Origin of the sequence: Caloramator quimbayensis (assembly GCF_900167605.1) — a bacterium.
Classification (GTDB): domain Bacteria; phylum Bacillota; class Clostridia; order Clostridiales; family Caloramatoraceae; genus Caloramator_B; species Caloramator_B quimbayensis.
This window is the reverse complement of record NZ_FUYH01000004.1, coordinates 147,828-159,360: the sequence shown is the minus strand read 5'-3', so window position 1 is coordinate 159,360 and position 11,533 is coordinate 147,828. Positions and strand designations below refer to the sequence as shown.

Sequence of the window (11,533 nt, the reverse complement as noted above, 5' to 3'; positions counted from 1 at the left end):
ACATCACACTCTCTTTAATCGTTAACAGTAAAAGTATAGCTTTTATCTATTAATTTTTTGCCATCTTTCTTAATAGTTATGATTACTTTCCTGTTAAGTTTCTTTTTTTCATCAACTGTTTTTTCTATTAAATCAGGATAAACAGATACTATATTTAAACTGTTTTCTCCTTCTTTATTCTTTTTATATAGTTTTATTGTTTTATCGCTTAAAATCCCATCTTGATAAATTCCTTCAATAAGAATATTAATTTTTTTTTCACTACTCTTTTGCAGCATATCTAAATATATAATAAAATTTGGATTATCAACAGTAAGATTTATTTCGCCATTAGATATAGAATCATAAAAAATATCATAATTTGCTTTGTTATTTTCATAGTTTATCTTAATTTTAATGTTCATATTTTCTGAAGCAGGTATAGAATATGCTGAATTTATATTTATATTGTTTTCGCCGCATTTTATATCCAAATCCTTAGATGAAATTTCATCAGGAAGGCTTTCAGCAGCATAATTAATACTATATCTGCTATCGTTAGGATAAGTAATTTCTTCTAAGCTGCTATCCTGCAGATATGCTTCATAAGCATAACTTAAAACAGAAGCTGTTTCTAATTCTTCCTTTGATGATTTATTTACACTAATATTAGATTCTATAAGTTTTGAAACCGGTATTATAAGCATTGCAAAAATAGCCATTGCAGCTAAAACTTCCACTAATGTATAACCTTTTTTACATTTTCTTTTCACTCTATCATCTCTTTTCAACATATACCTTATTACCATTAGTTGTTATGTTAAGCCTTGGAAGGTTTTTATCATCGTTTAAAACATATACTTTTACTTTCTTATCAGAATCGTTTTTAATATTTAAAAGAACTATATTTTTATCATCTGCATATTTTCTTCCTGAAGAGTAAATTGAAATTATGATGCTTTCTGTATTAGCTTTAAATTCTTTATATGTATTGTCTTTAGGATATTTATCCCCCTCCGTTGACATTCTATAAAGGAGAGCATTCTTGTTTTGTTTTATTTCTATCTGTGCCTTTTCAATTTGCTTATTTTTACCATAAACAACTACATTATCTCCGCTCTTTATCATTTCAATTGCGCTTGTTGGAGAATTTAAAGTAGATGCGCTGATAACAAAATCCTTATTCTTTAATATATAATCATCTGTTACTTCCTCAGTAGCTTTATTTGTAAAATTCAATTTAGAAAACAAGAAATCCTTTCCCGTTTTTAAATTGAAATCCTGCCACTGCCTAATCGGAGCATTTTCATCTTTAAATCCATAAAAATTTAAATCAAAGGATACTGCTAATACATTTTTATTTTCTGTTGGCACTATTGAAACATTATCGACTGAGTATATAGTATTAAACTGCTGTGTCTCGGTAAAAAGTTTCTTTAAATTATCATAGCTTATCTTTGTAGATATCTTAAGAGTATGATAAAAACCTCCATCTATTTTTTTATTGTTTTTGCTGTATTTATAGTCCTGCCTTGGTGAAATTGGAAGATCATTTATTTCTGCATCATATTTTCTTAACAAATTTAGTGCATCAACTATGCAGAATTTTTCATCTAAATTTTTAGACATCTTTTGAGATATATCAAAATAAGCATATTTTGTATCTTCAATTTTGCTCTTATTTTTATTATATATTTCAACGGCTCTGTTAAGCTCATCTTCCCTATTTATAAGCTTTTGATTTTCCTCTTTAAGGTTTGATATCTTTCCCGACATAAAACCATATATGTAGTAGTATACAACTCCTAAAATAAAAATCAGCAATATTAACAATAACTTTTTATCTTTTTCTGTAAGCTTTAGCATATAATCACTTCCTCACTATGTCAGCAGTTATTGAAGTTCTTTTATCATTCCCCTGCTTTGAAATACCATTAAATACTATATTTTTAAAAACATCTGTATTCTGCATATTATATATGAATTGAGCAATATTCTCTTCTTTGCCCGATTTTATAACAAAGGAAAGTTTATCTTTAGTCATTATCATATTTTCAATTGTGATTTCTGTTGGAGTTATTTCCTCTAATACTGTTATGGCTTCATTAAAAGTTTCATTCTGATTTGATATTTCCTCGGCAATAGCCTTTTTATTTTCATATTTATTTTTTATTTCAGTATATTCCTTAACCTGCTGCTCTATAGGAATAAGTTTGCTTATTCTTTCTGTAAGCTTTGAGTTTTGTATTTTTAAATTAGACATCCTGTAAATTGAAATAACAGTTAAAATAACAAATACAGCTATCTCTATAATAATAAAATAATATATTTTATAATCCTTCTTTTCTTTTTTTATCTGCCTGTTATAGGCTTCTAATAAATTTATATCTTTATTTGAACTTATTATAAGATTTTCAAGCATAATATCCCCCTTAATTATAAAAGCGTTGAAATTGGGATTATATAATCTTCTAACTTTGTATCGTTTTTACAATCTATAAATTCAAGCTTGTTCAAAATTTCGGCTACAATTCCTGTCTTCTTAGAAAGAATATTTGAAATATCAAAGCAACTACAAAGTTCTCCAGTTATATATATTTTGTTTATTTCCTGCCTTTCTCTCATCCTGTAAAACTCTATAAGTTTAACAACGTTATCTATTATTTCGTTAAGCTTATATTCATCTACTGCAAAATCATCTCTGTCCCTATTATAAAGCATATCTTTCATATCATAGGGATAGGTTTTTGTAAGCTGTATAATATCGTTTTTTATTATTACACAGGTCAAAAAACTTCTCTCTATATTAATAAGCATTGAATCCTCATTTTTCCCTATTCCAAGCTTTGATGAAAGCTTAGAAAGAACATTTGATTCTATATCAATTTTATTTATTTTCATATTCAGCTTATTCATTATACTAATTACCTGTTCAATTATACTTTTAGGAATAGCATATACAAGAAGCCTTAATTTTTTGTTTTTACCCTCTTTTATAACTTCTATTATCTTGTAATCTAATATATACTTATCTATGTTAACTGGAAAGTATTGAGGGGATTCGAATTTCAGCATATCATATATCCTATCCTGTGAAACAAAGGGCAAAATAATCTCTCTTACAAGAAGATTAGTAACTCCGGATAAAACAACATTTACATCGAATTTCGATACTTTGTTTTCTACTAAATATTTGTTTAATGCATTTAGAATATCTGTTTCGTTATACAAATCAGATACTATATTTACTTCACTTTCAATACTTACTTCCTTACAATTTATAACTTTCAGTTTCCTTCCCCTTTTACCCTCTGCAATTTTTACATAGGTATTGTTTAGTTCTATGCTTAAACTGTTAAACATATCAATACTCCTTATTTTCTAATGTTGTATTTAATAAAATATTCCTTATCTAAATTTCTAAATTTAAAATCATAATTAACTATAAATTTAATCTCTATACCTTCTAAACTGCCTCTATCGCCTAAAATCTTTTCTATTTTAAAATTTTTAACGCTTCCTGATAGTAAAGCTTTATCTGACTTTATTCCATTTTTTATTTTAGATATAAATATACTGCCATTGTTATAATATATATCTATTTTGATGCTCTTTGAAGCATCGAATTCAACTTGAGAATTATCCTCAGCAGGAAGATATAAAGTTAATTTAGCATCCTCTGCTTCTATTTTTTCCTGATAAGACATCTGAAGAGACTGCATTGTAAAATCCATAAAGCTTTTTACCTGTGATTCAATATATGCCTTTTTCTTTTCTTCAAACAAAAGCATATAGTTTGTATTAAAAAAACTATATAAGCTTCCTAATAATATTAATAATATAGCCGATGTAACTATTATTTCAATAAGCGTAAAACCTTTTTTCTTCATAAGAAACCTCTAATCTACAGTAATATTTCCTAAAGGCATATCATCTATATGAATTTTTTTCGAAATCTTTTCTCCTTTTTTAATAACTATATCGCTGAATTTTTTATCATCTATATTATAATCATAACCTTCTTCAATTTTTTCATTGGATAAAAATACTTCTCCATTGGGAGAAAAATAAATGTATTTAGGAGATGATTCAAATGTCTGCCCTACAATATTTAATTCAAAATCCTTCAAATCAGTTTTTCTTACAGAATTTTTATGACTTATTAAAGACACTTCAAAGCTGTTTCCATTTTTTATAATCTCTATGTAATAATCTTTAAAGTTCATCTCTTTATTTCCGTTTTCATAGGTATCCCTAAGCATGGATGCTATTTCATCAGCTTTAGAGTCCACATTTGATTTAACAGAAAGCCTTGTAAAGTTTATATAGGATATCGATAAAAGTATTCCTAATATTGCAACTACGATTGCCATTTCAATCAGGATAAAACCTTTTTTCATAATAATCACCTTTTAAGTAAAGTAGGTGGGGCAATATTGCCCCGATGAAAAAAAAATTAGGTTGTTATTTTAATAACCAGATCCAACATTTGGATATAAAGTAATTACGTCTTCTTGTTTTATACCATTTGTATCTTTATCGGATACTCCAACTATTAAAGTATTATTATCTATGTCTAATTTATAAACAAAAACATAGCCTTGTTTATATTTTACTTGAGGTACTGTATTATTATTTAAAACTGTTGAAGTTACTTCTGAATAATTCGTTTTACTTTCTGCAATTGTATTTCCTTCTGCTATTTGCTGTTGTATTAAATTAGCTATCGTTTTTGCATTTGCTATATCTGCACTTTTTTTAGAATTGTTTATCTGTTTTGTTACCTGTGGTACTGCTATTCCAGCCAATATTGCAATTATTGCAACTACAACTATCATTTCAATCAGTGTAAAACCTTTTTTCTTATTTCTTTTTTCCATTTTTCATTCCTCCAATCACATGCTCATATTTCCATAGAGTTTAAACATTGGCAGTATTATTGATGCAAGCATAAAACCTACAATAAGTGCTAAAAAAACTATCATTACAGGTTCAAATACTGCCGTAAGCCTTGTAACCATGTTTTCAACCTCATTTTCGTAGAGGTCTGCAAGTTTTGAGAGCATCTCCTCGAGGGTTCCGCTCTCTTCGCCAGTTTTAATCATTACTGGCACAAGCTCTGGAAAAAGTCCCAAAGACTTTATAGGACTGCTTAATCCCTCACCTCCTCTTACCTGTTCTACAACCCCTTCAAATCTTTTCTCAATGTATGCATTCTGTAAAAGTTTCTTTGTTGTTTCAATCGATGTTATAAGAGGAACGCCAGCATTTACAAGAGTTGACAGCGTTCTTGTGAACCTCGCTATTGAAGAATAAAGAGAAATTTTCCCAATAAGAGGCAGTTTAAGTTTTAAATTTGAAAAGTATATGCTTCCTGAAGGAGTCTTTTTATAATATTTAATTAAAATAATAAGCAGTATTATAAATAATAATACAATCATCCAATTGTTTTTCATAAAGGTGCTTGTCCGCAAAATTGCCCTTGTTGGTGCTGGAAGCTCTACTCCTAAGTCGTTGAACATTCCAACAAAGGTTGGTATTACAAATATAAGAAGCAGGTTTAAAACAATCAAAGATACCAAAAGCACGATTACTGGGTATATAAGAGCATTTGTTATCTTCTGTTTTAACTTCATTTCCTTTTCAAACTGCACAGCCATCTTATCAAAGGAATTATCAAGAGAACCTCCAACTTCCCCAGCCTCTACCATATTGACTAAAATCTCAGGGAATACATCAGGAAAACCCTTCATAGAAGATGAAATAGATATTCCCTTTTCAATATCCTCAGACAGCTTAAAAACAGCATTTTTAAGGAGTTTATTGTTTATCTGATTTTTTGTTACATTAAAACAAGTCAATATATTAAGTCCTGCCTGCAAAAGAGCTGCAATCTGCCTGCAGAAAACAGCTAAATCCTTTGAGCTAACTCTTTTACGAAACTTTATTTTAATTTCCTTGCTTAGTACATTATTTTCATCTATTTTTAACACATAAAGATTTTTTTCCTTAATCTGCCTTAAAGCATCCTGCAAGTCATCGGCTGCTATGTTTGCCTTAATCCTTTTGCCTTTATCATCTATAGCCTCATATGTATAATTTGCCATATTTATCCCTCATCAATCCATAGAATAAGTAACTCTTAAATATTCCTCAAAGGTTGTTTCTCCACTTAAAACCTTCTGAATGCAGCTGTTTTTAAGTGTAACCATTCCATTTTTAATAGCTAAGTCCTTAAGCTCATCGCTGCTTAATCCCTTATTTATTGCTGATCTCAATTCTTTATCTATAGCCAAAATCTCATAGATGCCTGTCCTTCCAATGTATCCTTTTTGTCCGCAGTAAATACATCCTTCACCCTTATATAGCTTGTACTCTTTTGTTTCATCAAGTCCCATAGCTTTAATTTCATCGATTTCTGCATTATATTCTGTTTTACAATATGGGCAGATCCTTCTAACAAGCCTCTGGGCTATTACACCTATTAATGATGAATTAATCATAAAAGCTTCAATTCCCATATCTAAAAGCCTTGTTACAGAGCTTGCTGCATCATTAGTATGAATAGTTGATAATACCAAATGCCCTGTTATTGCAGCCCTTACTGCAATCTCAGCTGTTTCCTTATCTCTAATCTCACCAATCATTATTATATCAGGATCCTGTCTAAGTATTGACCTTAGAGCTGATGCAAAGGTAAGCCCCGCCTTTGTATTAACTTCAACCTGATTAACGCCATAAATAGTGCTCTCTACAGGATCTTCAACGGTTATTATATTCCTATCACCAGTATTAAGTTCTCTCAATGCTGTATAAAGTGTTGTTGATTTACCGCTTCCTGTTGGTCCTGATACAAGTATTATTCCATGGGGTGATGATACTAATTTTTCATACTGCTTTAAATCATGTTCAAGAAATCCTAAATTTTTTTTTGTCCTTTAAGAATTCCCTTTTATCAGCTATTCTTATAACTATTTTTTCTCCAAATACAGTTGGAAGGGATGAAATTCTCATATCATATTCTTTGTCATATATTTCAAAGGATGTCCTTCCGTCCTGCGGAATCCTCTTTTCAGCAATATCCATATTTCCAATTACCTTAATTCTTGCGGTAAGGGGAGCATGAAGCTCATATTCAACCTTCATTATTTCATATAAAATTCCATCTATTCTAAATTTAATCCTGACTTCATCTTCAAAGGGTTCTATATGTATATCGCTTGCTCTCTGGTTTATAGCTTGTTCAAAAATTGCATTAACAAGTTTAACAATAGGGCCTTGAACATCGTCCTCTGCTGGCTTTATATTTTTATCAAACTTAAATATCTTATTTTCCTTTTTAAATTCTTCTGCAGCCTTCAGGGCTTCCTGCTTTCCGTAGTATTTATTTATAAATCTTTTTATATCTTCTTCTTTAGATAATACTGGCTGAACCTGCTTGCCCGTATATATTGCAACATCTTCTATTGCAAATATGTTTAAGGGATCTGCCATTGCTACATAAAGGCTGTCATTTTCAAGCCTTATAGGAAGGAGATTATGCCTTTTGGCAAGGTTTTCTGTTATAAGCTTTACTGCCTCATTATCGATTGGATACCTGTCAAGCTTAACATGTGGTATACCAAGCTGATATTCTAACACTTCTATAATCTGGTCTTCAGTTATAAATCCATTCTCTACAAGTATCTCTCCAAGCTTTTTATTAGTGTTTTTTTGCAGAGCTAAAGCCTTTTGAAGCTGCTCATTTGTTATAAGTCCTGAATCAGTTAAAAATTCTCCTAATCTTTTTCTAGCTTTCATTGCCAATCCTTTCAATAAGAAAATGAATTTTAATATATATTATATACCTTTTTTTACAATTTTCAAATTATATTCACTCTTTAGTCAGAATAATTAATTAAGTTTAACTTTTCTATATATAATAAAATATAAAACCATTAATTTTTTGATATTGTTAAAATAATTTATTAAATCAAGTTTTATTCTTTATTACCATTTTACTAAATTTAGACATTATTTACAATAAAATTGTGATATTTAACATGTTCTTAAATATTTTTGTAATAAATCCGCAAATAATCAGATGATTTTTATCTTCTTTATAAAAAAGCAAGGGTGCCCTTCGGCACCCTAATCATTAACCTTTATCCATTCTTTGAACATATACTTCATAAAATCAGTAACTTTCATTTTGTTTACATCGCAGGCTGCTACAGCATCTACCTCTCCTAATACATTGTTTCCATCTACTGCTTTTATAACACCAATCTTATCGCCTTTCTTTAGAGGAAGCTTTATATCTTTTATAATTTCAAGCTTCTTTTCGTATTTAGGTTTGCTTCCTTTTTCAACTATTAAGTTTAAATCCTGCTTTGCAGCTATGTCTATCTTTTCGGGAAGTGCTTTAGGTATATTTATGCTTTCAATAACCTCTCCTTTTTTCATCACGCTAATTCTCTCATATTTTGCAAAGCCTAAGTCGAGAAGTTTTCCTGCATCGGCATTTCTCTCCTTCCATGAAGGGGAGCCCATTATTACAGATATAAACCTTATTCCGTTTCTTTCGGCGGTTGCAGAAATACAATAAAGAGCCTCTTTTATATAACCGGTTTTAAGGCCGTCGCAGTTTTTATAGGTTTTAAGCATCTTATTTCTATTAATCAGGGTAAAGGGCTTTTGTCTTCCTTCGCTTATAGTTTCCATCCATATCTTTGTATAATCGAGTATCTTTGTATGTTTTAAAAGTTCCCTCGACATTATTGCAATATCATAGGCTGAAGAATAGTGATTATCAGGGAAAAGCCCTGTACAGTTGTTAAAGTGGGTATCATTCATGCTAAGTTCCTTTGCTCTTAAATTCATCTTTTCAACAAAAGCTTCTTCTGTTCCTTCAAGATATTCTGCAAGAGCTATCGCAGCATCGTTTGCCGATTCAACTGCAACCCCCTTTAAAAGCTCTTCAACTGTCCTGATTTCACCTGCATCGAGAAACATAGTACTCCCCCCCATGGATTTTGCCCTTTCGCTGCAAACAACTTTATCCGTAAGTTTTATCCTTCCGCTGTCAACCGCCTCCATAGTTAAAAGCATCGTCATAATCTTAGTTACGCTGGCTGGGGTGAGTTTCTCGTGAGAGTTTTTCTCATATATAACCTTACCTGTGCTGTTTTCAACAAGTATTGCAGATTTGCAGTTTATGTTTACAGTATCCTTAACATCAGGCTCAGCTAAAACAGTACAGGGGATACTAATAAAAAGCAGGCAGAGAATCATTTCTGATAATATTTTTCTATATTTCATTATGTATACCTCCTAAAAATATTCTAAACCTACTTTTATTTTCTCCTAAAAATTAAAAAATATAAAAAAAGCCGCAAAAGCGGCTTTTAAAATCTTTTTATTCCATCCTTTGTAACTATTCCATATATTAAAGGTCTTACCTCTACTTTTTCCTTTACAATATGGTATGCTTCATGAATCTTTTGCTCTGCAGTTTTTGCCTTTTCTATATCGTTTGCATAAATCTTTGCAATTACATCTCTTTTATTTACATAATCTCCAACTTTTTTAGAGATTATTATGCCTACAGAAAGGTCTATGCTTCCTTCCTTAGTTTCCCTTCCTGCTCCAAGTGAGAGTGCAGCAAGCCCAATCTCATCTGCTGTAATCTTTGATACAAATCCTTCTTTTTCAGCTTTTACATCGATTTCAAGATTAGCCTTTGGAAGAAGCTCTGTATTATCTATCATAGATATGTCTCCTCCCTGAGCTTTTACGAATTCTTTAAATTTATTAAGGGCCTCTTTGCTTTTTACTGCAGCTTCAAGCTTTTCTCTTGCCTCTTTTTCATCCTTTGCCTTTTTAGACAGCATAAGCATTTGAGAACCTAATGCGAGGCAAAGCTCGTATAAATCTGAAGGTCCGCAGCCTTTTAATGTGTCAATTGCCTCTTTTACTTCGAGGGCATTTCCAACTGCAAATCCAAGAGGCTGGTCCATATCAGATATTATTGCTACTGTATTTCTTCCAACGTTTGTACCTATATCCACCATTTCCTTTGCAAGGGCAAAGGAATCATCTATTGTCTTCATAAAAGCGCCGCTTCCTGTCTTAACATCAAGAACTATTGCATCTGCCCCTGCGGCGATTTTTTTGCTCATTATGCTCGATGCAATAAGAGATATATTATCTACCGTCGCTGTAACATCTCTTAAAGCATAGAGCTTTTTATCAGCAGGAGTTAAGTTTCCCGTCTGTGCCCCCACTGCAAGCTTTATTCTGTTGACATTTTCTATGAATTTGTCCTGTGTCATTTCAACAGAAAAGCCTTTTATAGATTCAAGCTTATCTATTGTTCCTCCTGTATGTCCAAGACCTCTTCCCGAAAGCTTAGCAACCGGAGCTCCTGCTGCAGCAACCATAGGACCTAAAACAAGAGTTGTAGTGTCCCCGACTCCTCCTGTGCTGTGCTTATCAACCTTAATTCCCTCTATTTTTGATAAATCTATTTTGTCCCCTGAATTTACCATAGCCATTGTCAGGTCTGCAGTCTCTCTTTTATTCATTCCCCTAAAATAAATTGCCATTAGAAGGGCAGATACCTGATAATCAGGTATGCTCCCCTTTGTATATCCTTCAATAAAAAAATCTATCTCTTCCTTTAAAAGTTCCCCACCATTTCTCTTTTTAAGAATAATATCATACATCCTCATAATTATTCCCCCAATTACATATTAATGATGGTCTCCTTGATTAAAGAAACGAACTTTGTCTTTGCCCTGTTAGCTGTTTCAACCACCCTGCTGTGGTCGAGGGGCTCAAGATTATCAGCTATAGCCATATCAGTTATAACCGAAACTCCAAGAACCTTCATTCCTCCATGATTTGCAACGATAACCTCTGGAACTGTAGACATACCAACCGCATCTGCGCCAAGAAGCCTTAGCATTCTAAGTTCTGCAGGAGTTTCATACATAGGCCCTGAAACAGCTACATAAACTCCTTCTCTAACATTAATATTAAGCTTTTTGGCTACATCCTTTGTTAGTTTAATAAGCTCTTTGTTGTAGGGCTGAGACATATCAGGAAATCTTGGCCCGAGTTCATCAAAATTTTTCCCAATCAGAGGATTTGTACCAATCATATTTATGTGATCTGTAATTATCATTAAATCCCCAGCTTCAAAGTTTTCATTCATCCCTCCGCAGGCATTGGTTACAATCAGCTTTTCAACTCCGAGGGCTCTCATAACCCTAATCGGGAATGTTACCTGCTTTAAATCATATCCTTCGTAGAAATGAAACCTTCCATTCATGGCGATTATGTATTTACTTCCTATATTTCCAATAACGAATTCTCCTGCATGACCTGCAACCGTTGACTGTGGAAAATGAGGTATATCGGTGTATTTTATAGAAGTAGTATTGCTCATTTCCTCAACAAGGCTTGAAAGCCCAGAACCAAGAATAACTGCAGCATCTAATTTTTTTTCTAATTTCCCTTCTATGTACTTTTTTGCTTCATTAATCATATCGATATAATCCATCTTTAACCC

At 31.6% G+C, this 11,533-nt stretch carries 12 protein-coding genes and 1 pseudogene; all 13 read right to left on the bottom strand.

From position 1 onward, the window contains the following. Positions 1–14: 14 nt before the first annotated feature. Positions 15–752 (bottom strand): type II secretion system protein, encoded by a 738-nt coding sequence (locus B5D15_RS03905; protein ID WP_179122180.1) that lies wholly within the window; start codon positions 750–752, stop codon positions 15–17. A 4-nt stretch (positions 753–756) separates the two neighbouring features. Beyond that, on the bottom strand, positions 757–1,845 hold the full coding sequence (locus B5D15_RS03900; protein WP_078695804.1) for a hypothetical protein: 1,089 nt from the start codon (positions 1,843–1,845) through the stop codon (positions 757–759). A 4-nt stretch (positions 1,846–1,849) separates the two neighbouring features. Next, positions 1,850–2,401 carry a PilN domain-containing protein gene (locus B5D15_RS03895; RefSeq protein WP_078695803.1) on the bottom strand — a complete coding sequence of 184 codons (552 nt, stop codon included), beginning with the start codon at positions 2,399–2,401 and terminating at the stop codon, positions 1,850–1,852. Positions 2,402–2,415: 14 nt separating this feature from the next. Continuing rightward, positions 2,416–3,342 carry a type IV pilus biogenesis protein PilM gene (locus B5D15_RS03890; RefSeq protein WP_078695802.1) on the bottom strand — a complete coding sequence of 309 codons (927 nt, stop codon included), beginning with the start codon at positions 3,340–3,342 and terminating at the stop codon, positions 2,416–2,418. An 11-nt stretch (positions 3,343–3,353) separates the two neighbouring features. After that, the gene (locus tag B5D15_RS03885) at positions 3,354–3,869 is read right to left on the bottom strand and encodes a PilW family protein (RefSeq protein WP_078695801.1); all 516 of its coding nucleotides are present in this window, start codon (positions 3,867–3,869) and stop codon (positions 3,354–3,356) included. 9 nt (positions 3,870–3,878) lie between these two features. Beyond that, positions 3,879–4,379, bottom strand: a complete 501-nt coding sequence (locus B5D15_RS03880) for a pilus assembly FimT family protein (protein WP_078695800.1) — start codon at positions 4,377–4,379, stop codon at positions 3,879–3,881. A 69-nt stretch (positions 4,380–4,448) separates the two neighbouring features. After that, entirely contained in the window at positions 4,449–4,859 is a 411-nt protein-coding gene (locus tag B5D15_RS03875; RefSeq protein ID WP_078695799.1) for a type II secretion system protein, read from the bottom strand. Positions 4,860–4,874: 15 nt separating this feature from the next. Continuing rightward, entirely contained in the window at positions 4,875–6,086 is a 1,212-nt protein-coding gene (locus B5D15_RS03870) for a type II secretion system F family protein (RefSeq protein WP_078695798.1), read from the bottom strand. A 12-nt stretch (positions 6,087–6,098) separates the two neighbouring features. Continuing rightward, positions 6,099–6,848: pseudogene (locus B5D15_RS15825) on the bottom strand (GspE/PulE family protein); the annotation flags it as partial. Positions 6,849–6,888: 40 nt separating this feature from the next. Then, positions 6,889–7,779, bottom strand: coding sequence for a GspE/PulE family protein (locus B5D15_RS15820; protein ID WP_341427979.1), 891 nt, complete (start codon positions 7,777–7,779; stop codon positions 6,889–6,891). Between the two features lie 330 nt (positions 7,780–8,109). After that, positions 8,110–9,279 (bottom strand): D-alanyl-D-alanine carboxypeptidase family protein, encoded by a 1,170-nt coding sequence (locus B5D15_RS03860; protein WP_078695797.1) that lies wholly within the window; start codon positions 9,277–9,279, stop codon positions 8,110–8,112. A gap of 86 nt (positions 9,280–9,365) precedes the next feature. Then, positions 9,366–10,691 carry a pyrimidine-nucleoside phosphorylase gene (locus tag B5D15_RS03855; RefSeq protein ID WP_078695796.1) on the bottom strand — a complete coding sequence of 442 codons (1,326 nt, stop codon included), beginning with the start codon at positions 10,689–10,691 and terminating at the stop codon, positions 9,366–9,368. Between the two features lie 14 nt (positions 10,692–10,705). Beyond that, complete coding sequence (locus tag B5D15_RS03850; RefSeq protein WP_078695795.1) at positions 10,706–11,524, bottom strand: purine-nucleoside phosphorylase; 819 nt, start codon at positions 11,522–11,524, stop codon at positions 10,706–10,708. Positions 11,525–11,533 lie beyond the last annotated feature (9 nt).

Coding starts and splice junctions, on each gene's coding strand:
- B5D15_RS03900 (WP_078695804.1), bottom strand. CDS start 1,845: ATGCTAAAGCTTACAGAAAAAGATAAAAAGTTATTGTTAATATTGCTG.
- B5D15_RS03895 (WP_078695803.1), bottom strand. CDS start 2,401: ATGCTTGAAAATCTTATAATAAGTTCAAATAAAGATATAAATTTATTA.
- B5D15_RS03890 (WP_078695802.1), bottom strand. CDS start 3,342: ATGTTTAACAGTTTAAGCATAGAACTAAACAATACCTATGTAAAAATT.
- B5D15_RS03885 (WP_078695801.1), bottom strand. CDS start 3,869: ATGAAGAAAAAAGGTTTTACGCTTATTGAAATAATAGTTACATCGGCT.
- B5D15_RS03880 (WP_078695800.1), bottom strand. CDS start 4,379: ATGAAAAAAGGTTTTATCCTGATTGAAATGGCAATCGTAGTTGCAATA.
- B5D15_RS03875 (WP_078695799.1), bottom strand. CDS start 4,859: ATGGAAAAAAGAAATAAGAAAAAAGGTTTTACACTGATTGAAATGATA.
- B5D15_RS03870 (WP_078695798.1), bottom strand. CDS start 6,086: ATGGCAAATTATACATATGAGGCTATAGATGATAAAGGCAAAAGGATT.
- B5D15_RS15820 (WP_341427979.1), bottom strand. CDS start 7,779: ATGAAAGCTAGAAAAAGATTAGGAGAATTTTTAACTGATTCAGGACTT.
- B5D15_RS03860 (WP_078695797.1), bottom strand. CDS start 9,279: ATGAAATATAGAAAAATATTATCAGAAATGATTCTCTGCCTGCTTTTT.
- B5D15_RS03855 (WP_078695796.1), bottom strand. CDS start 10,691: ATGAGGATGTATGATATTATTCTTAAAAAGAGAAATGGTGGGGAACTT.
- B5D15_RS03850 (WP_078695795.1), bottom strand. CDS start 11,524: ATGGATTATATCGATATGATTAATGAAGCAAAAAAGTACATAGAAGGG.